The 25,637-nt window shown below is 47.7% G+C and carries 17 protein-coding genes and 1 pseudogene; 4 read left to right on the plus strand and 14 right to left on the minus strand.

Features of this window, described 5'->3' with window-relative positions; translation table 11 throughout:
- The first annotated feature begins 208 nt into the window (after nucleotides 1-208).
- Together KD145_RS16880 and KD145_RS16885 are read left to right on the plus strand one after the other, a co-directional pair.
- Nucleotides 209-892, plus strand: coding sequence for a response regulator transcription factor (locus KD145_RS16880; protein ID WP_212000100.1), 684 nt, complete (start codon nucleotides 209-211; stop codon nucleotides 890-892).
- 182 nt (nucleotides 893-1,074) lie between these two features.
- Complete coding sequence (locus KD145_RS16885; protein WP_170148833.1) at nucleotides 1,075-2,133, plus strand: cell wall metabolism sensor histidine kinase WalK; 1,059 nt, start codon at nucleotides 1,075-1,077, stop codon at nucleotides 2,131-2,133.
- Between the two features lie 2 nt (nucleotides 2,134-2,135).
- Here the strand turns inward: KD145_RS16885 and KD145_RS16890 are convergent, their stop codons facing one another.
- Nucleotides 2,136-3,458 carry a porin gene (locus KD145_RS16890; RefSeq protein WP_212000102.1) on the minus strand — a complete coding sequence of 441 codons (1,323 nt, stop codon included), beginning with the start codon at nucleotides 3,456-3,458 and terminating at the stop codon, nucleotides 2,136-2,138.
- Between the two features lie 136 nt (nucleotides 3,459-3,594).
- On the opposite strand from KD145_RS16890, the gene KD145_RS16895 reads away from it, so the two are divergent.
- A complete protein-coding gene (locus tag KD145_RS16895; protein WP_212000104.1) occupies nucleotides 3,595-4,509 on the plus strand; it encodes a helix-turn-helix transcriptional regulator in 915 nt (304 codons plus the stop codon).
- 84 nt (nucleotides 4,510-4,593) lie between these two features.
- Here KD145_RS16895 and KD145_RS16900 read toward each other — a convergent pair whose 3' ends face one another.
- The 13 genes and pseudogenes from KD145_RS16900 to KD145_RS32595 form a co-directional block, all read right to left on the minus strand.
- Entirely contained in the window at nucleotides 4,594-6,066 is a 1,473-nt protein-coding gene (locus tag KD145_RS16900) for an MBOAT family protein (RefSeq protein WP_212000106.1), read from the minus strand.
- Entirely contained in the window at nucleotides 6,053-7,324 is a 1,272-nt protein-coding gene (locus tag KD145_RS16905) for a GDSL-type esterase/lipase family protein (RefSeq protein ID WP_212000108.1), read from the minus strand. Before KD145_RS16905 ends, KD145_RS16900 begins: the two co-directional genes overlap by 14 nt.
- Nucleotides 7,308-8,195, minus strand: a complete 888-nt coding sequence (locus KD145_RS32585) for a GDSL-type esterase/lipase family protein (RefSeq protein ID WP_374223535.1) — start codon at nucleotides 8,193-8,195, stop codon at nucleotides 7,308-7,310. Before KD145_RS32585 ends, KD145_RS16905 begins: the two co-directional genes overlap by 17 nt.
- A 538-nt stretch (nucleotides 8,196-8,733) precedes the next feature.
- The gene (locus KD145_RS16915; RefSeq protein ID WP_212000112.1) at nucleotides 8,734-9,312 is read right to left on the minus strand and encodes a glucosaminidase domain-containing protein; all 579 of its coding nucleotides are present in this window, start codon (nucleotides 9,310-9,312) and stop codon (nucleotides 8,734-8,736) included.
- Between the two features lie 269 nt (nucleotides 9,313-9,581).
- Entirely contained in the window at nucleotides 9,582-11,330 is a 1,749-nt protein-coding gene (aspS, locus tag KD145_RS16920) for an aspartate--tRNA ligase (protein ID WP_212000114.1), read from the minus strand.
- 210 nt (nucleotides 11,331-11,540) lie between these two features.
- Nucleotides 11,541-12,575 (minus strand): FAD-binding oxidoreductase, encoded by a 1,035-nt coding sequence (locus tag KD145_RS16925; protein ID WP_212000115.1) that lies wholly within the window; start codon nucleotides 12,573-12,575, stop codon nucleotides 11,541-11,543.
- Between the two features lie 93 nt (nucleotides 12,576-12,668).
- Nucleotides 12,669-18,722: an alpha-2-macroglobulin gene (locus KD145_RS16930; RefSeq protein WP_212000116.1), complete on the minus strand. Its 6,054-nt coding sequence runs from the start codon at nucleotides 18,720-18,722 to the stop codon at nucleotides 12,669-12,671.
- A gap of 145 nt (nucleotides 18,723-18,867) precedes the next feature.
- Complete coding sequence (gene sucD, locus KD145_RS16935) at nucleotides 18,868-19,755, minus strand: succinate--CoA ligase subunit alpha (RefSeq protein ID WP_212000117.1); 888 nt, start codon at nucleotides 19,753-19,755, stop codon at nucleotides 18,868-18,870.
- 123 nt (nucleotides 19,756-19,878) lie between these two features.
- Nucleotides 19,879-20,703 carry an ABC transporter ATP-binding protein gene (locus tag KD145_RS16940; protein WP_212000118.1) on the minus strand — a complete coding sequence of 275 codons (825 nt, stop codon included), beginning with the start codon at nucleotides 20,701-20,703 and terminating at the stop codon, nucleotides 19,879-19,881.
- 2 nt (nucleotides 20,704-20,705) lie between these two features.
- Complete coding sequence (locus KD145_RS16945) at nucleotides 20,706-21,449, minus strand: ABC transporter permease (RefSeq protein WP_212000119.1); 744 nt, start codon at nucleotides 21,447-21,449, stop codon at nucleotides 20,706-20,708.
- A 62-nt stretch (nucleotides 21,450-21,511) separates the two neighbouring features.
- The gene (locus KD145_RS16950) at nucleotides 21,512-22,543 is read right to left on the minus strand and encodes a hypothetical protein (protein WP_212000120.1); all 1,032 of its coding nucleotides are present in this window, start codon (nucleotides 22,541-22,543) and stop codon (nucleotides 21,512-21,514) included.
- Between the two features lie 124 nt (nucleotides 22,544-22,667).
- Nucleotides 22,668-23,759, minus strand: coding sequence for a phosphate acyltransferase (locus tag KD145_RS32590; RefSeq protein ID WP_374223536.1), 1,092 nt, complete (start codon nucleotides 23,757-23,759; stop codon nucleotides 22,668-22,670).
- A pseudogene (locus KD145_RS32595) lies at nucleotides 23,757-24,983 on the minus strand (malic enzyme-like NAD(P)-binding protein); the annotation flags it as partial. The gene KD145_RS32590 and the pseudogene KD145_RS32595, both read right to left, overlap by 3 nt.
- Nucleotides 24,984-25,128: 145 nt before the next feature.
- Between KD145_RS32595 and KD145_RS16960 the strand changes: the two are divergent.
- The gene (locus tag KD145_RS16960) at nucleotides 25,129-25,569 is read left to right on the plus strand and encodes a DUF4293 domain-containing protein (RefSeq protein ID WP_212000123.1); all 441 of its coding nucleotides are present in this window, start codon (nucleotides 25,129-25,131) and stop codon (nucleotides 25,567-25,569) included.
- The last annotated feature ends 68 nt before the right edge of the window (nucleotides 25,570-25,637 follow it).

A 25,637-nucleotide genomic window follows, 5' to 3' on the forward strand; every position in this document is an offset into this window, starting at 1 on the left:
GAGAAGGATCAGCTGCTATTGTATCAGAATCAGAAATATACGGATAGAAAAATAAATGGATATCATATACTGCTAAAATTCTATGTAACTTGCTGGCATTCAACGGAAAAAAGAGTGGTATTGAATTAACAATTTCATAATGTTAATTTTCCATTAATCACGGAACCGGCTGTTTAATTTTGTGCCGTCTTTTTAAAGCAAATTTTTTATGGTAGACCAAGCGGTTGCAGGTAAAATACTGGTAGTAGATGATGAGTTGGACATCCTGGAGATTATCAGCTACAATCTCAAATCGGCAGGTTACGACACCGTAACAGCCAAAGACGGCAGCGAGGCTATACAGAAAGCAAAAATATTCCGGCCCGATCTGATCATGCTGGATATCATGATGCCCAACAAAAATGGTATCGACACCTGTCGGGAACTCAGGAAGATTCCTGATTTTAAAGATACCATGGTGCTGTTCCTGACAGCGCTCAACGATGAAAAATCTGAAATTGACGGTTTGAATATGGGCGCCGATGACTATATCGCCAAACCCATCAAACCCAAATTACTGGTAAGTCGTATCAACGCCCTTTTCCGCCGCCTGCATAAAGCAGAAGAAACACAGGTACAGCTGGGCGATCTGATCATAGACCGGGAAAAATTCACCGTTACCTACAAAGGTCAGGAAATCATACTTGCCAAAAAGGAATTTGAGTTGTTACAGCTGCTCGCCTCCAAACCAGGCCGTGTATTCCTGCGCAATGAGATCCTGAACCAGGTATGGGGTACAGAAGTGATCGTTGGTGACCGAACCATCGATGTGCATATTCGTAAAATACGGCAGAAAATAGGGATCGACCTGATCACCACCGTAAAGGGAGTAGGTTATAAATTTGAAATGTAAGCGGATAACGCTCGCTCCTGAAAAAATAAAATTCCTCTGACGGAAACCCGGCATTTCCTCCACCAGAACTATTGTTAACCGTGAGCGACCCATGCCCGGCGCTAATGGCGAATGGCTTTTTTATGGCAAGAAAGAAATTTAAAGTAATTTCCCATTATTATACTAATTACTCACTTTGGAGTATGTTTAAAGCAAAAAACCTGTCCCCGCAAAAACTGGCGGGATTTACAGCCCTGGTGCTATCAGCCATAATAGCACTCGGCAGCTACCTGGTGGATGGTAACTGGAAAATAGTATTGGGAGCCTTCCTACTCACTTTCCTGGTATCTTACTACCTCTATCTGTATACGCTGCAGAACTTCATCTACAGAAAGATAAAACTCATCTATAAGTTTATCTATCAAACCAAAGCGTCCAAAAGGGAAGAGTTTTTCCATAAAAATATCCTTCCCCTGAAGACCATTGAAGAGGTAAGCGAAGATGTGGAGAAGTGGGCCAGCCAGAAAAAGGAAGAACTGGAAAACCTGCGTCGTAATGAAGCTTTCCGGAAAGAGTTCCTGCTCAACCTGTCACATGAGCTTAAAACGCCCATCTTCGCAGTACAGGGCTATATCCACACCCTGCTGGATGGTGCCCTTGAAGATCCGGCAGTGAATAAACTGTTCCTGAAAAACGCCACCAAAAATATCGACCGCCTTTGCCGCCTGATAGACGACCTCGATGAAATCTCCAAGCTGGAAAGCGGCGAGATGACGATCAACAGCGAGACTTTCGTTATCCAGGACCTGTTAAAAGACGTGTTCGACACCCTCTCCCTGAAAGCCAATACCAAAGGCATTAAATTCAGTATCAAAAAAGGTTGCGAAGCACCTGTCCCTGTGCTGGCCGACAAGGAAAAAATCCGTCAGGTACTTATTAACCTGGTAGACAACTCCATCAAATACGGCAAACCCGACGGCCATACTGTGGCCAGCATCTACAACATGGATGACAAAAGGGTGCTGGTGGAAATCTCCGACGATGGTATCGGCATGGCGGAAGAACACCTCCCCCGCGTATTTGAACGTTTTTACCGGACAGACCGGGCACGCAGCCGCGATATCGGCGGAACAGGCCTGGGGCTGGCCATCGTAAAACATATCGTGGAAGCACACGACCAGTCCATCACCGTACGCAGTAAACCGGAGATAGGCAGCACATTCGGCTTTACTATGGAAGCCGGCAAAGAATCCATGTTGTAATATCAGAAACGGAACTGCATCCGGCAGGTCAGCACATTATCCTTCACATCAGAGGTAAAGCCTGCCAGGCTTGTATTTTCATTCTCCACCCAGTCGTAGTACACCATAAACTTCAGGTGCTCGTTGGGGTAGTATACATAGCCCATACCCAGGGTATTGTAGCGGATATCTGCTGCAGTGAGATTGGTGCCGGGGGCGCCGATCTCTTTTCCTTTTACATCCTTATTGGGGTCGTACCAGTCGTATTTAACTACCAGCTGATGCCGGTCACTGGCCAGATTTTGTATAAAATACAGATAAGCACCATCAAAGCGCCGGATATACAGCGGCAGTCGGTTACCCTGCGCATCTGTAGGGATCACACCAGGTGTTTCTGTTGTATTCGCCGTAGCTGTCTGAGATCCGCGGATATATTCTGCCCTGAACTGGGTATACCCTCTCCCGGGCCCGTTGGGTATCCTCAGCTGTACATCAGCACCGTAGTAATGACGGGGCGCAATCCTGCCCACATTATGCCCGCTGGAATCCAGTACAAAAGCCTTTTGTCCGTTTACAGTACCCATGCGGTAAATGGAGGGGGTAAACTGTTCCATACCTCCGTACAATACAGATACACCGGCAGACAGTACCCATTTGTTGCCTTTAAAACGATAAGGCTTCATGGCTATACGCCCGATAAAATCCTTATGACTGTCGAAATCGGTAGGCCCGGTAAGTCCCTGCCCGTTGAACAGGCCCGCATCTATTTTGAGATAACGCAGGGGATGGTTTTTCCGGCGGGGTTCAAAAGACACCATCGCCCCGAGGTCCCGCTCCGTTTTCATCAGTATCTGTGACATGCGGCCACGCTCCGGCGTTTCACGGTCGGCAGAGGAAAGATTTACCTCATAACCAAAAGGCCGGGCAAACATACCACCTGCCAGCGAAAACATATTAAAGCGGGATTCAAACACACGGCCGTAGAAGTCCCGGATAAACACACCCCGCTCCGTTCCATCAAACTGAAAGGCAAACTGCACTACCGGCATATCATGGTGATCGTAACGCTCATAATCCACGCGTATACGTCCACGACGCAGCGAAAAACGATTGTTGACAGCCGGAGGAAAATCACCACCGGCATAACTGCTGATACCTTTCGCCTCCGCCAGCTGGAACTGAGGCTGAATATAACCACTGAAACGCAGCGCGTCATATTTCTGGTACATGGCGATCATCCCTTTCCCCAACTCAGTGGTGGTATCAATCATATCCATCAGGAATTGTGCCCTGGCAACAGAAAAAGTGCCTGATAGAAGGGCTGTCAGGAGAAGAGCTCTGAACATTCGCATCAGTTCATAAAAATTTGCGCAAAAGTAGGATTTTCAGGGAGATGTTGTTCAGTTAATCCCTCGTTAATCCGACATTGTCCAGGTCAATAAACCAGGTGAATGGCTTAAATTGATAGGATTATTACCTCTTATGAAAACGTCAACTCTGGAACACTGGGAATGGAAAGCACAGCAAGCCATTGCCTATGCCCGAAATCACCCTTTCATGGATATCAGCCTGCAGAAAGTTGCAGATATGCTGTCAGTCTCAAAAGATAATTTCTCACACAAGTTTGCCAAACTAATGGGAGAACCTTATCTCCATTTTGTAAAACGCAGCAGACTGGAAGCCGGCATAGGATACCTGCGACACAGCAATTTCAGTATCAGCGAAATCAGTGAAAGGTGCGGCTATACCAACGAATCATTTTCCAAAGCTATCCGCGGCTGGTTCAACGCCAGCCCGACTACTATCAGGGAGGTGGATTATCTGCCGGCAGAACTGCATACGCTGGAACAAACCAGAATTGTTACAGACTCCCACCAGGACTACGAGGAATACTTTAACATGGAACGCACAGTAGATGAAAAACTGCCCGCCTTCACCCTTTATTACAACATACTCCCCGGTATCAGTGACCCCGTTAGGGGAATGGTGGTATACATGGATAAATACACAGAACAACTCCGGACCCTGATAGCTGCCGTTAAAATGGACACTCCAAGGATCATCACCGGCACACTGGATGTTGTTCCCGTTACCACCTACGACCGCATGATGATGTACGTAGGACTGCTGCTCCCCAACATCGCGTCCAACGATCAGGCACATTACCGGATTATGGTAGAGTACCACGAACGCTTTAAGCTGGTGGACATGCAAATACCTGAGGGACATTATAAAAAGCTGGAAGTGCCCCTCAGCTTTTCTGAAGCAGGACTTCCCATGTACAAATTCATTAACAGCAACTGCAGGGAAGGGAATTTTAAAATGCGGACCAATAACTTCTTTATCTCGCTACCAGAACCACACCGCTCCGAAATCTTTATTCCCTGGCAGAAATAGTACGTACGATGCACTTACTGACATAAAACAAAAAAGACGCAAAGGATCTCCTTGCGTCTTTTTGTTTATCATCTTTTATCAGGATCAGAACTGAAAATAGATCGGGATCATAGGCTGGGTACTTTTCACCTGTACCAGCAACCAGATGAAGATCACCATCACGGCAATACTGCCAGCCAGCGGCAGCCGGCCCAGTACATTTGCCATCCGCATCTCCGTTTTGGCAGGCAGGAAATGCAGCACAAAACCCAGTATCATTACCCAGAATACAGCGGCATAACCATCATACAGCTGCAGGAAGATACCCGGCTGGAAGTCGTATACTATCTGATGAATGAGCGCCCATGCATCGTGGAAAGTAGCTGCTTTAAAGAAGATCCAGCAGAAACATACAAAATGGAATGTCAGCAGGATACCGCCAACTTTCTGCCAACCGGCGATAGTGGTCTTACGCTTTTTCTGACTGTCTATCCTCACTTTATCTATCGCCAGTGCCGCACCATGTAAGCCACCCCAGAAAATAAAGTTCCAGCTGGCACCATGCCAGAAACCACCGATCAGCATGGTCAGTGCCAGATTGATATACTGCCGTACCTTGCCTTTACGGTTACCGCCCAACGGGATATACAAGTAATCGCGCAACCAGCTGGACAAAGAGATATGCCAGCGGCGCCAGAATTCCGTAATAGAAGCACTCTGGTAAGGAGAATCAAAGTTAGGTGGAATCTTGAAGCCGGTCCAGCGGGCAATACCGATGGCCATATCAGAGTAACCGGAAAAGTCGCAATAGATCACTAACGCATACCCATAAACGCCCAACAGGCACTCCAGGCCGGTATGTTTGCTGGGGTCATCAAAAATATACTGTACAAAGTTCTGATAGATAAAGTCGGAGATAACAATCTTTTTAAACAAGCCCCCAACGATGAGCGCCATTCCCCTGCCGATATCTTCGCCATTGAGCCGGTAAGGCTGATAGATCTGCGGAATAAAGTCCGCCGCCCTTACGATAGGGCCCATCATCAGTTTGGGGAAGAAAGACAGGAAAAACAGGTAATCCATGAAACGGTTCACCGGTTTTATCTCACCCCGGTACACATCGATGGTATAACTGAGGTTTTCAAAAGTATAAAAAGAGATACCAATCGGCAGCAACAGGTGCAGCGGACTGATATGTCCGTTGGTCATATCGTTGACAATACCGATAAAAAAGTCGGTGTATTTAAAATAGAACAACAGCCCGATATTCAGGAGAATACTGAATATCAGCAACGATTTTTTGACACGGAGGCTTGTGGTAAAGTATATCCAGCGCGACAGATTAAAGTCAACAATGGCCGAAAGCACCACCAGACCAACATAAAAGCCGCAGGCCTTATAAAAGAAATAAAGTGAAAAAACAGTGTACACCCATACCCTGCCTGCCTGGCTACGGCTGACAGCCAGATAGCACAACAGGAAGAGGGCGAAGAAATAAAAGAAGAAGGCACTGTTGAACAGTACCGGATCTGATGGGTTGTACAACAGCAGGGAATACAGCTTACTAATGTCGATCATCCGTGTTGACTTGGTTTTTCTTTTTTACCTGTAAATATTGATTGTAGGATTGTTTCAGAGCCTCATACAGAAGCTGTCCCTGTAACTGATATCCTCTTGGATTAAAATGAATATGGTCTGGTGCCCATCCTCCTGCAAAGCGGTCTTTCTCGTCTTTGTTTACAGCGTTGAAATTCCAGCAGGCCACCCCATGTTGCCGGGCATATCCTACAATCTGTTGTGTTGCCATGGATATATACGGATTGGGATAATAGGCGGTAGAATGGATGGTGCGGTATTTTTTCTTGCCTATTTTTTTCCGGGTGGTTTTTCTCACGGCCCGCATACAGTCTGGCGGGGTGGTGAGCAGGATACAGGCAGTAGGCAGTTGTTGACGTATCAGTTGTACTGTTTTGTCGATTTCATTTCTGAACAGCAGGGGGTCAAACTTACCATAGGCTTCGTTGGTGCCCAGGGAGATGATGACCAGCCGGGGCTGGAGTACCGACATTTGCGCCAGCAGTACGTTGCTCAGGTCGTTGTAATGCTGGTACATCGCACCGTTGATGCCTACACTGTGATATAAAACACCGTTATGTCCATTCTGGAATACGGCACCGTAAAAGCGGAAAGGAAGGTTGCCCGTATTTTCCCAGCGCACCTGGAAGGACTGGGAAGACTGAGGGAAGTTAAGTGTAGCCATTTTGATGGTCGGAGAACCGGGGAATGGCATACCCGTTACCGTTATCTCAGCTTCAGGACATACGAGGTTATTACTGTCGGTATTGGCATCATAGAGCAACTGCACTTTGCGGAAGTTGTTGTCCATGGCAGCATCCTGTTTGCCGGTAAAGGACAGGGCCGGGGTGGCCTGTGTTTGTATGGTGATGGCGCCGGGTCCCAATACGGGTGGTTTGTAGCGGTCTATTACCCTTTCCATGGTCCAGCGGGATGGGCTGTTCCAGCGATAGTCTTCGGGACCGTTGGTACCGGCCAGGTTGTACGGGAAAACAAAACCCCTGCCGGCATAGCCGAACTGCTGTTGCAGCAGGGCTGCTGTAGCCAGGGAGAAATAGCCTGCCTGTACATGGGAATCGCCCAGGTGAAGTATGGACACCACATTACTGTCTGCTTTGGACAGCTGGTCGAATGCACGAAACAAGGCAGTATCCTGCTGGATCATGCCTGCATTTTGCGCATAGGTTGAAAAGGTGGTGAGCAACAGTGCCAGCACTGTCAGCATACTTCTTCCGAGGTTATTCTCAGTGCCTGTAATCATTCATAATAGCTTTATACAGCAGCGCCCCCACTTTGGACGCACCCTGTCTGTTAAGGTGTGTATAGTCTTTATTGGCCAGTACGGTATCGCCTTCCACCCATTTCACCATAGACCCCTGGCCGCCCATGGCAGCGTAGAGGTTCCAGTAGGCAGTACCATATTCTGAAGCGAGGTCGTGTTGTACTTTCAGCAGCGCTTCCACGCCGGGGGCGGTGATATATCTGTCACCTTTTTTATAGGATTTGTCAGCGGTGCCTACTATCAGGAAAGAAGTGCCAGGCAGGTCTCTGCGCAGGGAGTCCACTACTTTTTTCATGGGGCGCTCGTACCAGCTGTAATCCGTCAGTTCGGGGCGGAAGAGCACGTTGGCACCATAATGCAGCACGATGAGGTCGTAAGGACGCTCCTGTTGCATGCGGCGGACCATATCGGCAGACAGGTGACCGAGCTCTACGCCGCTGATACCACGGAAAGAGAAATTGTCTACATACACGCCATTTTCGGTTTCAAAGCAAACGCCGTAAAAAGGTACGGTAGGGCCACCACCGTACTTAATAGTCAGGGAGGGGGCGCCGGTATCCTGACGCAGGTCCAGCCTGTTAACCGGCGCATTGCCGGAAAGCGTGTAGGCTCTATCGTTAATATTGATCGTACCGGTTTCAGACGGGCCGTAGAGTACAGATATTTCGTCAAACTTATCCAGGCGTGGCTTTTTGACAGGTGTGTATTTTATCCAGCTGTCGCTGCCAGGATAGAAGGTATGTCCGGAAAGGCCCAGTGAAATATTGGCAGGGGGTGAATTTTTATAGTGATAATCTTTCCAGTTGCCGGAAAAAGTGTGGGTGATGGTAGTCCGGTAGCTGGCCACCACAGAAGTGATGGGAACAAAGCCTACGCCAGCGCCGCCGAAGTAGGTCTGGAGGCTATCACGCAGATCGGAGGTGATGAGATCGCCTTCGATCATGGAGTCGCCGAAGTAGGCGATGCGGACTTTTTTGCGTTTACCAGCTTTGAGTTCTTTGAGGGCCGTCAGGAAGCGGCCTATACCGGCGTTGTCAATACTACCCTCGCCGTGGGTTGGGTAATTGAGGATGCCTTTATACGCCATAAAGTCGTATGCCGCATCCGGATTGACGATGGTGCCGGCAGGGGTATTACCAGGAGTAGCAGTGGCAGCCGTATCAGAATGAGAAAGCTTACTGCTGTTTTTACCAGCAGTAAGCTCTTTTTTCTCCGGGTTGGACGATCGTAGCTCTGACAACATGTCCAGGCGCCGGAATTGAAAATCTTTAAATGATAAACTAACGTTGAGCTGGGACAATATCACCAGACACACCAATGATCCTACAATAATGTAAAAAGGATAGGCAGACTTATTTTCGCCAGACATATTCTAAAGTCAATTAGCATCACCGGTCGTCGGTAGCTGGCGGCATGCCTACGGTCAACCAGGTTGCTCCCCGTGCCACGCTATCCATTCCTTCGTCCAGTTTATATAGTTTATAACGGTTAATAATGTTCGTTACTTTTCTGATCCATTCATGACCAGCGGAAGAATAACCGCTATGGTTCATATGTTTCAGCCAAACCGCGAATTCGGGGTTACCTTTCAGCTGGCTAAACCATTTTTTCCTGGCGAGCACTTCAACGAAGTGTTCATAAGAAGCTACCGCAGAAGCATATTGCTTATACCTGGATTTTGTACCAGGGGCAGTCTTTGAAAGATTGTTTTTACCTACAATACCAAAGTGGTTATTCAGCAGTTTGGCATTTCTACTGGTACCTACACCGGATTCAAGCATGGCTACCCCAAGGATAACACTCGCTGGAACGCCGGTTTCCTGCATCAGCTCTACAGATACCGGTTTGTATTTTTTCAGATAGTTACTCGTGGACTGTTGAGCATATCCAACATTACTGAGCATCAGCAATAAAAGCACCGCACTTAAGCATATAGACCGTTTGAGGAATGTTGTAAATTTTCCCATAGGTGTACTGTTTGTTACAGGTGATAGATTGTTGTTTGTTTTCAGCATCATTTTCCCCTCACATATCAACGATGATCACACCGCAATATTACTTTAAAAAATTAGATAATACGTTCTTTCTCCTTCTAGCCTTATCTTCGTCGTTAATTTCTTGTTAAAAAAATTGTTTTCTATATTAGCACCAATCCCCTTTGATGCGGCGAAAGAGCCATATCAAAGGGGATTTCTCGCTTAAAGTTCCCTGTTATTGCAAAGACTATGCCGGTAATCTATTTTACCAGACTGATCCTTAATTCATCGAGTTGGGCCTGATCCAGCTCACCGGGAGCATCCAGCATGACATCACGGCCGTGGTTGTTTTTCGGGAAGGCGATGAAGTCACGGATACCATCACTTCCACCCAACAGCGAGCACAAGCGATCAAATCCGAAGGCGATACCACCATGTGGCGGTGCACCATATTCAAAAGCTCCCAGCAGGAAGCCGAATTTGCGTTCTGCCTCTTCTTTGGACATACCCAGCGCAGCAAACATTTTCTGCTGTAAATCACGCTGATAGATACGGATGGAACCGCCTCCGATCTCTGTACCGTTCAGTACGATGTCATACGCATTAGCCTTGATTTTGGCATACTGTGACATATCGTCCATTAACGAGATCTGCTCCGGCTTCGGAGAAGTGAACGGATGGTGACGGGCTACCCAGCGATTTTCCTCTTCTGCATACTCAAACAGCGGGAAGTCTATCACCCACAACGGTTTATACTCATTTTTATTGCGGAGGCCCAGGCGCTCGCCCATTTCCAGACGGAGCTCGCTCATCGCCTTACGGGTACGCTCTTCTTTGCCAGCCAGCACCAGGATGAGATCTCCCGGCTTAGCCTGACATTTTTGCGCCCACAGCTGCAGCTGCTGCTCATCAAAAAACTTATCTACCGAGCTCTTCAGGGTGCCGTCTGTATTGTATTTCACATAGATGAGTCCGGTCATACCGATCTGCGGACGTTTCACCCATTCTGTCAGTTCGTCTAATTGTTTGCGGGTATATTCTGAGCAGCCTGTAGCAGCGATCGCTACCACCAGCTCTGCCTCATCAAATACTTTGAACCCTTTTTGTTTTACGGTATCATTCAGGTTCACCAGCTTCATGTCAAAACGGATGTCTGGTTTGTCATTTCCGTAAAACTCCATCGCATCATCCCAGGTCATCCGTGGGAAAGCGCCTTCAAACTCAATTCCTTTGATTTCTTTGAAGATATATTTCAGCATATCCTCAAATGTGTTGAGCACGTCTTCCTGCTCCACAAAACTCATCTCACAATCGATCTGGGTAAATTCCGGCTGACGGTCTGCACGCAGGTCCTCATCACGGAAACACTTTACGATCTGGTAATAACGGTCATAACCGCTCACCATCAGCAGTTGTTTAAAGGTTTGCGGTGATTGTGGCAAACCATAGAACTGGTTAGGGTTCATACGGCTGGGCACCACAAAATCGCGGGCACCTTCCGGTGTGGAGTTGATCAGGAAAGGAGTTTCAACATCCAGGAAGTTACGGGTATGCAGGAAGTTACGGGCAGCACGACCTACACTATAGCGCAGTTCGAGATTCTGCCTTACCGCATTACGGCGGAGATCGAGGAAGCGGTATTTCATACGCAGCTCATCACCTCCGTCTGTATCGTCCACAATAGTGAAAGGCGGTGTTTTAGCCGCATTCAGGATTTTATAGTCACGCACCGTGATCTCAATATCACCGGTGGGGATGTTTTTATTTTTGTTCGTACGCTCGGTGACAATACCGGTCACCTGTATCACAAATTCACGGCCCAGCGGCTGCTCATCCAGTTTGGTATTCAGACTTTCGTGAAATAACAGCTGAGTGATACCATAACGGTCCCGCAGATCAAAAAAATTGATGCTGCCAAATTTTCTGACTGTTTGTATCCATCCTGCCAGCGTCACCTCCTGGCCTACCTGCTCCATTCTTAACTCCCCGCAAGTGTGCGTCCTATACATGCGTAAATAATTGATTTTAATAGTTTTATGATTGAAACCCCCGAATGTACCGCCAGCTGTTTACGACCACTGTTCAGTTGTTCTGCCATACCCACAAGGGGGGCAAAGATACCCTTTTTTGTCCATCCTTGAGCTTCCTATGATTTCATCATCAGATTCACAAGGGTCTGAAAGATACAATCTGATAACAAGATTTTATCCCTGTTGATGTTAAAAATATCTGTTCACATTTACTTCCGGCATCAGCTGGGCATTTCCCTGTAACACTGCTGTAAAATGCGCAGCCATAAAGGGTGCCAGCGAACAACCTTTGGTACCCAGACCATTGAAGATGCCTACTGAAGGCATTTCAGGATGTAATCCTATCATTGGCCGGCGATCATTACCCGAAGGCCGCACCGCCGCCAGCTGCGCTTCTACCGTATAAGGCACCTTTAACAGCTGCTGCAGGCTTTTCTCCAGTATCTCCCTTTGTTTATCCGTGGGTAAATCATCAACATAATCCCAAACAAAAGAAGAACCGGCCCAAAATAACTCCGGTCCCTGCGGTACCAGTGTAATACTCTTTTTGATGATATCGTCCGTATGTAGCCCTGGAATCCTCACCAGCAGCACCTCTCCCTTGTTAGGCAAAAAAGTGAGGGCATGAAACCAGGGATTGTTTGTTGTAGCTACCCCATCACAAAAAATGATCTTCTGCGCAATAATATCTTCATAAATCACCCTATCCGCGTTTACATCCAGCGCAGCTACATCTACATGCGCTTCCCGCAAAGCCCCCTGTGCCTGCAAAAACTTACGCCAGGCAGGCAGCAGCTCCCGCAGATTGACCGTAGCTCCCTGCACAACAGCCGCGCCATAAGGCTGGTCCAATACCTCTTCGTACTCCAGCTGTTCCGGCAGTGCAGTGTACTTACCATCAGCAGCCTTTTTCATAAAGGCATCCCGCATCTGTTGTGATGGAAACACATTCCACAAACGCCGCTCTGTCAACACCGGCACCTGCAGCAGTTCCGACATTTGATGATAGGTATCCTTTGCAAACGGATAAATGGTGTCATACATCCATGCCGGCTCAAACCGGCGACCGGACACAGGGTTAATAATACCCGCCGCCACCCGCGACGCACTGTTTTCTTTTGCATCATCGATCACCAGTACCTTCTTCCCCGCCTGCCACAAAGCCCAGCTCAGCATAGTACCTGCAATCCCCTGCCCTACAATGATATAATCTACGTTTACCATATGGTTTATCTGAGCGGTAAAAATAACCCATAAAGTTAAAAGCCCGCCTGGATGAATACCAGACGGGCTTTTAAAACTTTATATCCGTTTCTCTTATTCTACCACCTTCACGGTAATGCCTTCGCTGTGTGCGCTGAATTCAGGCGCATACATGCACTGGGCCGTGCTGATACCATTGGAGAATTTACCTTCATGTGTTACAAAAAGGGTGTATTCAAACACATAGGTACCTTTGGGCAGATAACTAAAGAAGAAGTCGGTTGAAGCATCTTTGGTGCTTTCATAATAACTCAGACCATTCTGCCATTTAGCGCTGCTGATCACGTTCTGTGGCTCAAAGCAGGCCGCACGCATGTCTTTCAGGTGGATGTATTCCATAGTCCTGTCGGCACGCAGCACGATCCTTACCTTTACTTTATCTCCTACTTTCAGCTCGTTGCCTTCTCCTATTTTGGTCAGCACCGGGCCTTTGTCGGTAGTCACTTCCTTGAACAGTTCTTTTTCCAGCACCAACGGAGTTTTGGCAGCAGTGATCTTATCGAGATCCTCGAAATACTGCCAGTACACAGCGCCCCAGGAAGGTTGTCCCTGGCTGTTTTTCACGGTAACGCTGATATTACCCATTGCTGGTTTAACAGCTTTGCCATCAATACGTTCCTTGAAATAACCGGTGCCCGCTTCTGTTTTATGCTCAGTACTGCTGATGGTTTCGCTGCCCAGCTGGATGTTTACTTCCGGGCTGGTGGTCAGCCAGTTGCTGCCCTGAAGCAGCATAGCGTAACAGGCATCAGCAGTCGCTTTGGTGGTGCTCCAGTTGTTGGTCTGTTTGTTTTTCAGCAACCATGTTTTCATATCGGCAACGGCAGCAATGTCCTGGCCTGCTACCTGGAATGCCTCTATCAGCAAAGCCTGTGTTTCGATAGGGGCCTGATGCCAGCCATAACCGGCTACTACATCTTTCCAGTACATACCCATCTCCTGGTTGTTGATCGCATTTTCTTTCAGCGATTTGAGGATAGCGGCAGCAGTGGCTTTATCACCTTTTTTGAATTGTGACAGTGCAATCATGCCCTGTGCATAACGGCCCATTTTGGTCCAGTATTGTTGCTGTTGCGCAGTGAAATAGTCGAATGACTTGCGCATAGCTGCCGGAACAGGACGGTCGAAGAAGCTGCGTGCATACAGGTATTGCACCTGCAGCTCGCTGATATTTTGTTTTTTCAGGTCATGTTTTAAGTTGACCAGTTGGTAATAGTCCTTGTCCAGCTGCCTATCCAGGTAGTCCATGGCTTTATCGGCAATGCTGGCTGCTACCGGATCTTTAACGCTGGTGAGCTGTTGCAGATGACCAAGGCCGGCTACGATATATTGGGTAATATAACGGTCAGCCCACATACCGTTAAACCAGGCGAAAGAGCCATCCGGCAACTGTTTACCTGCCAGCTGGTCCAGCGCAGATTTTCTTTCACGCTGCATCCGATTCAGATCAAACAGCAGCGCGATGTTTTTCTTCTGCTGTGCTTCATTTTTGGCTTCCAATACCCACGGTGTCTGTTGCAGCAATATTGATTTCAGTTCCTCATTTTTCTGGAGGTTGCTCATCAGCGCTGCAGTATCGGTCGTTTTCCATTTTTCGAAAATGGTTTTGATACCCGGAACCGTGTTGGTGATGTGAGATGCCAGTGCATTAGCATAATAGCGGTTGAACACCTGTTCGGAACAGTCGTAAGGATATTCCATCAGGTAAGGCAGCGCCTGCACTGCATACCAGGCCGGGTTGCTGGTGTATTCCACAGTAACGGCTTCCTGACGCAGTGTTGTGGAGGCATCTGAATGCAGCAGTTTATCGAAGGTAAAAGTATGTTTACCATCACCTCTTACCGGCAGTGGCAGGGATTCTGTTACCAGCATGGAGTTGGTCAGTACGGGCAGCGCATTTTCTTCTCCATCGCTGAAGTTGCCTGCCTCTGCGGTAACACGGTACAGCAGCGCGCTGGTGAAGTTGTTGGGTACCTGCAGCTGGAAAGCCACTACGGTGCTCTGTCCTGCTTTGGCAGTAAAGTGCTGTACTGGGAAAATGTTCTGGAACCAGCCATCTACGGGCTGCATAGTGGCGGCATCCAGCAGTTCCAGGTGAGCCTGACCAATCAGCAGAGAGTCAGTGAGGTTGCTCACTTTGGCAGTGAAGTCAATCTTATCACCGGCTCTTACAAAACGAGGCGCATTAGGCTGTACCATCAGCTGCTTCTGCGTTACAATGCTGGCTCTGATATTACCGAAGGCCAGGTCTTTGGTATGGGCCAGACCCTGGAAGTTCCATTTGGTAAGGGCTTCCGGCATAGTAAATTCGAAAGAGATGTTACCATCTTTGTCTGTACGCAGTTCCGGCAGGAAGAAAGCGGTTTCCTGGAAGTTTTTGCGGATAGTGATATTGCCGGTGTTCTCTGTCGTTTCTTTAGCTGGTTCCTGATAAGGAGCCGCTGCTTTATCTTCTAAAAGACCGGCGGCGATACCGTTTGGATCTCCTGCTACAGTCACTTCTTTCTTTGCGAGAGCAGCCGGAGCCGGAGCCATGGCCATCATGGCTTCAGGACGGGCGCCACCAGCAGCGCGGCTACCGTAAATGGCTGAACCTTTACGTCTGATACCTCCCATCCAATCATTCATCATCCAATCAAACAAATTGAGCGCATCATAACTTCTTTCCACACCTGGTATTCCCTGTTCATTGGTATTGAAATAATACTGTGAATTCACCATCCGGAAGTTATCGTAACCCTGGAAGATGCTGCCGGAGCTGATGTTGGGATAGATAGCAGGAGCCGTCCATTGATTCGGCACAAAAGCATCCAGCGATGCATCATACATAGCGGCCAGCAATTCAGCAGCTACCTTTTCTCCTTTGTAACCTGAGATTTCCACACTCCACTTTTCTTTCTCTCCCGGCTGCAGTTTATCGCGATGAGTCGCCAGTTTAACGTTCAGGGTTTTATTGTCCCAGGGAACAAATATCTGGTGATGATCACTGAATACACGGTTGTCTTTTACAAACAGGTAGTGCAGCATGATACCACCTCTGTCTTCTTCAGTGACATTATATTCATACTTTTTCAAACCTTCCAGTGTCAAGGCAGATAATTGTCTTGACTGATTCACACGTTCCATGATTTGCAACACATGCAGATCTTTGGCAGAAGATCCGAGTATGATACCGGCTTTTTTACCCGGTTCTGTCATTACTGCCGCATCATAGCTCCACAGGTAATCAGGAGCTGCCAGTTCTTTGGCTGCAGGGTCCAGCAGCTCAAAGACAGCTTTCTGTACTACCGGCTGGCCGTTCTTATCCGTAGCGCTTACCACCAGCTCATAAAAGCCAGGGGTTAGTTTTTTGTCGATAGAAACAACACCGGAATCGGTGCTGGTGAGCTGTTGCTCAGATACGGCTGCCTTACGTGGCCATTTGTCTTTGTTATTATCTTCATTATAAATATCCAGCGGGAAGGCTTTTACATAGTCCTCTTTCGTCATCACAAACTGGTCGGCCTGTTCCCAGTAGCGGGGACGCAGCAGGCGTTTATTGGACTCCAGCGGCTGTAAAGCTACTTTGATGGATGCCGGTTCAAAAGCACCGTTCAGATTTCTGGTAAAGATGTGTACTTTCTTCAGTTCAGCAGCTTCCAGACGGGTTGGTACTTCCACGCTTATTTCCATTGACTGGTAACCCGCATGGATAGACTGATCTGCGCTGCGTGTTTCACCGTTGAGGTCCGTCACATCGGCATGTACTACATAAGTGAAGATAGGTTTGTTGTCCGGAGACACTGTTCTGTCGGGCACTGCAGGGAAGCTCACTTTGAAACGCCCCTGCTCATCCGTAGTGGTTTCGCCATGCGCAATCTCACGGGAGCTACCGGATGGAACATACCCCTTAAACAGCCATGGATAAGGGAAACGCACTCTCCTTTCCACGCGGTATTTTACAATGGCGCCATTAATATTGTTACCGGCATAGGCCAATGCTTTAGCGTTGGCAGTAACGGTCTCCCCTAAACGATAACTCGTTTTTACAGTATCAAACGTCACATAAAACTTGGGGCGTTTGTATTCTTCTACCTGAAAAGGAAGATTCCCGAAATTTTTCTGGTCTCTCAGTGAAAACCAACCATTCATGCGGCCTTCGGGGATGGTGAATTTACCGGAGAAAGAACCGAATTCATTGGAAGTAACCACTACAGAATCCAGTTTTTCCCCATTAGCATCATACATCACTACCGTGTTTTTCAGACCGGCTATTATGGTGCTGGTGTTTTTACCTTTCTCATTTTCGAGCGCAATACCTTTGAAATAAATGGTTTGTCCGGGCCGGTAAATACTTCTGTCTGAAAAGAAGTAAATGTGCGGCTTGGATTCTGGAATCCGGTCATAGGTATTACGGTACATGTATTTATAATCATCCAGGAACAGCAGGTCGTTTTTCAGTTCCCATTTCAGGCGTACAGACTGGCCATTGCGGCTATAGGGTAGTTCAGCGCTACCATCAGCGACAGTAACGGTAGACTTGTCCATGGTCCATACATCTTCATTGTTCACCCTTTTGTTGATCCAGGAAGACAGGTTCACACCAGCCAGTGGTTTGCCGGAAGTGCGGTCCAGTGCATAAAACCGGGTATTGTCTTCCAGGTAGCTGATGTTAGACACCCAGGTAAACTGCAGTGCCATGGGGTTTTCTTTCAGGTCGAAGCCAGGTTTTAAACTAGCGAGGATGATATATTGTCCCAGTGGGAGGGCGTCTACTTTTATCTCAGCGGAGTGGTCGCTGTAATCTTTAGGATCCGGCAGGGTCTGTTCCCATGCTTTCAGCGGTGTTCTGCCTGTCAGCAGTTTCCAGTAACCGCTTTCCGGGTCGCGGTAGTTATTCTGCGCCTTTTGGAGGGCAACCCGGAAGGCTTCGTCCACAGCGATGATGCGCAGGTATATTTTGTCGGTGTTTTTGTATTTAACGAGGGTCCGGAAAGGCAGCGATGGTACATTGACCAGTTCGGTAGACAGTTCCAGGTAATGCGACTTGATCTGTTCGAGATAGGTGGCGCATTGTATACCGCCCTGTGTTTTAGGGGCCAACCGGATTGCTTTTTCACAGATCTCTTTAGCCTTTTTGGTGTAGCCGCTGGTATCCGGTTTTCCGTGCTGCACTTTGCTCAGGTAGTCGGAAGCCATGAGTGCGTAGATGCCGGTTACTTCCTGTTCGCTGCTATAGGCAGTGACCATCAGCTCCAGGGCCTGAGTATATAATTGTGCTTTGTTGTCGGACACAGCAATCTGGTGCATGTACTGAATCCTTTCCTCATCAATATCGAGCAGGGCAGCCTTGTCATTTTCGTGCAGGCGTATCAGTTGCTGCAGCAGTACAACAGCCTGATATTGCAAGGATGCGCTGTCTGTGGTTACAAAGCGGTGTGCCGCAAAGGTGGCGGCAGGCGCAAAAGCGGCAGGGTCGTCGAGTTCGAACTGGTTGGCTGGCTTATTAAGGGCGCTTTCACCGGATTTGAAGTAGTCCAGGGCGCGGTGGGCCAGGAGGTCGAACAATACGGGGCGCAGCTGCCGGGTGCCGGTACCTTTTACCAGGATGGGGTCGAACTGGCCTATGGCCGTTTTTTCCAGCGTGGTTTTGTCGGCCAGAGAGGCCAGGTAGGCTGCGGTGATCTGGCTGTGGAGGTAATCGAGGCTCCAGGTGCTGATGTCCGGACCTGGATTTTCAGCAGCGATGGCGGTGCGATTATAATATTTGTACCGGTTGTTCTGGAGGTAATGGAACAACATTTCCGCTTTGATGCTTTGCAGGATGGCCTGCTGAGCACCACTGGCCACAGCAATACGCTGGTTGAGTTTGTCCAGGTTTTGCTGGGTGCTGCTGTCGCTGACCTGATCGTTGTATTTCAACTGAAAAATGAGCGCTTTGATCTGTTGTGCCGGTAGCTTGTCTTTCACAGCCTGTGCATAAATCCGGTCCACTTCTTCGAGGGCCGATTTAGGCAGTCCCTTTTCTTCGAGGGCCGTCACTTTTTTCCAGTAGTTGTCATAGTTGGTCTGGGCCATCATACTGTTGCTTATGAATAAAACAATGAATAGTGAAAAGAATAAACGCATATGAATCGTTTTAGAGTAATTACTCCTTTTTGTACAGAGGATGCAGGTATTATACGGGTTTCCATAAAGGGGCCAAAAAAAGGTGAAAAGTGATGGGAGACCCGCTTCACTTTTCACCTTTTCAAAATTTATAAGGGTAGGACAATTAAGCCAGTGCAGCAGTTTTGCTCAGCACTTCAGCCATTGTTTTACCGATGTTGGCAGGGCTTTCCACTACGTGAACGCCACATTCTGCCATGATTTTCATTTTAGCAGCGGCAGTATCCTCTGCACCACCGATGATAGCACCGGCGTGGCCCATACGACGGCCCGGAGGCGCTGTCTGGCCAGCGATGAAACCTACTACCGGTTTAGTACCAAATTCTTTGATCCAGCGGGCAGCTTCAGCTTCCATGCTACCACCGATTTCACCGATCATGATGATACCTTCAGTTTCAGGATCGTTCATCAGGAGTTCTACGGCGTCTTTGGTAGGTGTACCGATGATTGGGTCACCACCGATACCGATAGCGGTAGAAACGCCCAGACCAGCTTTAACTACCTGATCAGCAGCTTCGTAAGTCAGGGTACCGGATTTGGAAACGATACCGATTTTACCTTTTTTGAAGATGAAACCAGGCATGATACCTACTTTCGCTTCTTCGGCAGTGATAACGCCAGGGCAGTTAGGGCCGATGAGGCGGGTAGAGGAGCCTTGCAGGAAGTTTTTCGCCTTGATCATGTCCTGAACAGGGATACCTTCTGTGATACATACTACCAGGGCAATACCAGCTTCGGTAGCTTCCATGATTGCGTCTGCAGCGAATGCCGGCGGTACAAAAATGATGGAAACATTTGCACCTGTAGCTTTTACTGCGTCTGCTACGGTATTAAATACCGGACGCTCCAGATGGGTAGTACCACCTTTACCGGGAGTAACACCGCCCACTACCTGTGTACCGTATTCAATCATCTGTGTAGCATGGAAAGTACCTTCAGTACCGGTAAATCCCTGCACAATCACTTTACTATCCTTATTAACTAAAACACTCATCGCGCTTGTTTTATTGGTTTATTATTTTATATGTTTATTCTATAGGTGCGGCAAAAATAAGCCGATTTCCATAATTCTGCAATTTAGTGCCTTTAAGATAAAGCTACCAAAATGCAGTGGAAATTACTTTTTTTCGTCCCTTTTCAGCTGAGCTTGCAGCTGCTCTTTCCATGAATTGTCCTTGAACATGTCCAGCTGGCGCATTTCTTTGGCTTCCCGGAGGAACTCGGATGCGAAGATGAAGTCGTTTAATTTCTGGTCTTTACTGAAGACAATGTCTTTATTACTGCCCTCCCACTGCTTCTGGCCCTGGTACATATATACAATATGGTCGCCACTTTCCATTACAGTGTTCATATCGTGGGTATTGATCACGGTGGTGATATTATATTCTACCGTGAGCTCCTTAATAAGCTTGTCTATCAGCAGGGAAGTCTGGGGATCGAGACCGGAATTGGGCTCGTCACAGAACAGGTATTTAGGGTTGAGTACGATGGCACGGGCAATACCGACCCTTTTTTTCATCCCACCGCTGATTTCGGCAGGGAATTTTTTGGCAGCATCCTTTAACTGAACCCTTTCCAGACACTCTGCCACTCTCTTTTTCTTATCTCTGAACGTGCCATCACCAAACATTTCCAGGGGGAACATCACATTTTGCTCTACTGTCATACTGTCAAACAGGGCTGATCCCTGGAACAGCATGCCTATCTTCTGGCGGACGATCTTTTTTGCGTGGTGGTCCATGGCGGTAAAGTCCTGCTTGTCATACAGAATTTTGCCGGAGTCAACTTCCATCAGGCCCACAATACATTTCATCATCACGGTTTTACCACTGCCGCTGGAACCAATGATCAGGTTAACCTTACCAGACTCCATTACAGCTGAAACGCCTTTCAGTATCTCCTTATCTCCAAAGCTTTTGGTTATATCTCTCAGTTCAATCATGATTACAGTAATATAGCCGTTAATGCGTAGTCCATAAATAATATCAGCACGCAGCTCACCACCACAGCGGTAGTACTGGCCTTACCGATTTCCAGAGCGCCACCCTGTACATTATAGCCGTAGTAGGCCGACACGCTGGCAATGATAAATCCGAAGGTATATGATTTGGCCATAGCGAAAAATACGTTATAGGCCCTAAACTCCTGCCGCAGTCCCATCATAAACTGGTCTGCAGAAAGCACACCGGAAAGCACACCTGCTTCTTTACCGCCCCAGATTCCCAGAAAACCGGCAATGGCCACCAGCACAGGTATCATCAGGGTAGCCGCCAGAATTTTTGGCAGGATCAGGTAACCTTTGGTATTGATACCCATGATCTCCAGGGCATCGATCTGTTCGGAGATGCGCATATTACCCAGCTCTGAAGCTATTTTGGAACCAATTACCCCGGCCAGTACAATACTGGTGAGCGTAGGCGCAAACTCCAGAATGATGGTGTCCCTCACTACCTGGGCAATCGTGCTTCTTGGAATAATAGGGCTTACCAGCTGATAAGCTGTTTGCAGGGTGGTCACCCCTCCCATGAAGAGGGAAATAATGAATACTATCCCAAACGACCCTACGCCAATATCTACACACTGCTGCATAAACTGTTTCCAGTACAATTTCATGTTTTCCGGCCGGGAAAACATGCCTTTCAGCATCAGCAAAAAGTTTCCAAAATGATAGAAGAATCTGAACTCCATAACTGGTCAAAGATATGAATGATTTTGCCAATCATATCCGAAATTAAGATTTTATAGTGCGGTTAACGTAAACTATTTACCAGCAAACGCTTCAAACTACGTTCGATGATTTCTCCCATAGTTTTGCAACGGGAAAAAGCGGCATCATGATAATATTCTGCCAGCTCATCGCCCAACTGCTGTACTTTTTCAGGGAAAGACACTTTGTCTGTCATAATCACATCGCGCAGATCTTTGATGCGGTGGCGCTGCACCTTGAGGCGGCGCGCCATCAGTGCCCGCTCTTCCTGTTGATACTGTTTCACTACCTCCGCATTCAGATGTTTCATCGCCAGCTCCACAAATACCCTGTTCTCTTTAAAGAACTGCGGCATATACAGGGTACGTTTCCCTTCATAAAACTGCTGGTCAAAATCGATGGCCCGGATACGGAACTGTACATCGTCGAAATCAGGGGTAATGTCAATGATGAAGTTATACGACCGCATATCTCCCAGCAACCGCACAAAACAACGTTCATTGAATTTCACAAACTCTTTGGCGATACGTTTGGGATTGAAATCCATCCTGTTGAGATAATGCAGGATAAACTGATCACCAGGCACTCCGGCAATATGTTCTTCCACCAGGGTATTACCATCAATCAGGAAGTTCATCCAGTAAGGTGAAAGGATATGCTCCAGTTCCAGACCATAGATACGGGATGCATCTGCCACCTTGATATAGAAATAGTCGTATACTTCGTTGTAGTTGTTGACGATCTTGATACGGAACGGGTGGGAATTACCGAAAGTGCAGTAGTCGATCCGTTCAATATGCAGGTGTTCTTCTGCGGTCTGGTCACCACCGGCTTTCAGGATGGAATAGATGCGCTTCAGGCCGGCATGGATAGGTCCCATCATACTTTGGGCGTAAAAGACTGTTTCCCAAAGGGTATCCTTGCCGTCTTTGTCATATACCGAAATGGAATGATCATAATAGCGCAGTTCCTGGTAACTCAAAGGCAGCTTTACCTCCCGCTCATACAGCTTCAGATAGTTGCGGAAAGACTCATTGATCGGGAAAAATATCTTCTTTTTCGAGATACTTTGCATAATAACAAAATTAAACAAAAAACCCTGCGGGCGCTTCAAACTGCGGTATCCGCGCAAAACAAAGGCGCAAAAAACAGGAAGTTCCCGTTCTTTGCGCCTTTCCGCTTTGCATCTTTTATGGAGACTATTTTTTCTTCTTCTTATCTTTTTCCCTGCTCTCCACTATTTTCCGGCATTTCTCCTGGGCATCCACCACGGCGATGTTCACCATGTTGACAATCTGTCTTACGGTGCTACCCAGCTGCAGAATATGCACAGGTTTTTTCATACCCAGCAGTACGGGTCCGATAGCATCGAAGCCGGCTACTTCCTGCAGGAGGTTATAAGCCACGTTACCGGCAGTGAGGTTCGGGAAGATGAGGGTGTTCACTTCCTCGTTCATCAATTCGGTAAACGGATAGTTGTCTTTCAGGATTTCCTTGTTGAAGGCCATAGCTGCCTGGATTTCACCATCTACCACCAGTGAAGGTTCGCGTTGTTTCACGATTTCGCGGGCTTTAGCTACCAGCTGCGCTTCCGGCGTCTGGCTGGAACCGAAGTTGGAATAAGACAGCATAGCGATGCGTGGGGTGATATTGAAGTGTTTCACTTCTTTGGCCACCATCAGCGTAATATCTGCCAGTTCTTCGGCGGTAGGGTTGAAGTTAACTGTTGTATCAGCCAGGAACAGCGGTCCGCGTTTGGTTTGGATGATGTACATGCCAGCCACACGTTTTACGCCGTCCTCCATACCGATTACCTGCAGGGCAGGACGGATGGTATCCGGATATTTACGGGTAAGGCCGGAGATCAGTGCATCCGCTTCACCTGTTTCCACCATCATGCAACCGAAGTAGTTGCGCTCACGCATGATCTTACGGGCTTCATAATGGTTAAACCCTTTGCGTTTGCGTTTTTCGAAGAAGAGGTCACCAAACTGATGTCTTTTCTCCTGCATTTCATCGCTCTTAGGGTCGATGATCACTACATCATCGATTTCAATGGAATTCTCTTCCATGATTGCGCGGATCTTGTTTTCGTTACCCAGCAGGATCGGGAAGGCGATACCTTCGTCGTTCACTACCTGTGCAGCTTTCAGGATCTTCACGTTGTCGGCTTCCGCAAACACCACTTTACGCGGGTCACGGCGGGCTTTGGTACCAATTACCCTGAACAGCTGGTTATCGAGTCCCAGGCGGTTGTTCAGTTCCTGTTTGTAGGCATCCCAATCCGTAATCGGGTGGTGGGCGACCCCGCTTTCCATGGCAGCTTTTGCTACAGCAGGTGCTACAGTGCTCAGCAGGCGCGGATCAAGCGGCTTAGGGATGATATATTTAGGACCGAAAACGATATTTCTTTCGTTGTAAGCCAGGTTTACGATATCTGGTACCGGCGATTTGGCCAGCTCGGCCAATGCCCTTACAGCGGCCAGTTTCATGGCTTCGTTGATCTGGGTGGCTCTTACGTCAAGGGCACCGCGGAAGATGTAAGGGAAGCCCAGCACGTTGTTTACCTGGTTAGGGTAATCGGAACGGCCGGTAGCCATGATGATATCAGGTCTGGAAGCGATGGCGGTGTCGTAGGCGATTTCCGGATCAGGGTTGGCCATAGCAAACACGATCGGGTTTTTAGCCATACTTTTCACCATTTCCGGTGTTACCACGTTACCTACAGAAAGACCGAGGAATACGTCGGCACCTTTCATGGCTTCAGCCAGTGTTGTTATTTTGGATGTGGTGGCAAACTGCATGTGCCTGTCTGTAAGGTCTGTACGGGATTTATTCAATACGCCGTCCTTATCAAACATGATGAAGTTTTCGGGTTTGGCCCCCAGGGCTACGTAGAGTTTTACGCAGGCCATGGCAGCGGCACCAGCACCATTCACCACTATTTTTACTTTATCAACTTTTTTCTTTACAAGGTCCAGTGCGTTCAGCAGGGCGGCCGCAGAGATAATGGCCGTACCATGCTGGTCATCGTGCATCACTGGTATCTTCAGCTCCTTACGCAGCCTGTCTTCAATTTCAAAGCACTCAGGGCTTTTGATATCTTCCAGGTTGATACCGCCAAAAGTCGGTTCCAGGGCTTTTACAGCAGCAACAAAACTATCCGGATCTTTGGTATTCAATTCAATATCGAACACATCAATATCCGCAAATATCTTGAACAATACTGCTTTCCCTTCCATCACCGGTTTACCGGCTTCAGGACCAATATCTCCCAAACCTAAAACAGCGGTACCATTGCTGATAACGCCTACCAGGTTGCCTTTAGCAGTATATTTATAAACATTTTCTACGTCTTTGTGAATCTCTTTACAAGGTTCCGCAACGCCCGGAGAGTAGGCCAGGGAAAGGTCCCATTGCGTTTTGGTATCTTTTGTAGGTATTACTTCAATTTTGCCCGGCCTTCCCTTTGCATGATAGTCCAACGCATCCTGCTTGTTCAGTTTTCTTGCCATATAAATAAAAAGATTGTTATTGGGCGTGCAATATACGAAGTATTACACTAAGCAGCCTACCAAAATAGTCAAGTCCCTATCAGATATTGCGCATTTCAACCGTTAAATTTACTTACTTTTACGCCGTTAAACATTCACAAATATCATGATACAACGCATTCAGAGTCTTTATCTGTTGTTGGCAGCCGGAGCAGGTGCCGCCTCATTATCCTTTGATCTGTGGAAAGCCAAGCTGAGCAATGGCACACAAACTGCTGTCAATGCCTCCAGCAACTACCTGTTATTTGTGCTGTACGTGATCATTATCCTGCTGGCCCTGGGGGGTATTTTCCTGTTCAAAAAACGTAAACTGCAATTCCGCCTCACCATCTTCAATATCCTGTTTGCATTTGCTGCACTGGGTTACCAGTATTATGTGGTACAACAAACAGCCAACAAGCTGGTAGCCGGTGGTGTAGCCATTTCCAGCGCTTCTTACCAGTTCGCTTCTTTTCTTCCGATACTGCTGATCGTATTGCTGTTCCTGGCCGCCAGAGGTATTTACAAAGATGAAAAACTCATCAAATCCCTCGACAGGCTGAGATAATACATTACCGACACCTGGCTGGGAGATCTCGATATCTACATCCATACGGTAAAAAGATAAAGGGCGCG

Origin of the sequence: Chitinophaga sp. HK235 (assembly GCF_018255755.1) — a bacterium.
Lineage (GTDB): Bacteria > Bacteroidota > Bacteroidia > Chitinophagales > Chitinophagaceae > Chitinophaga.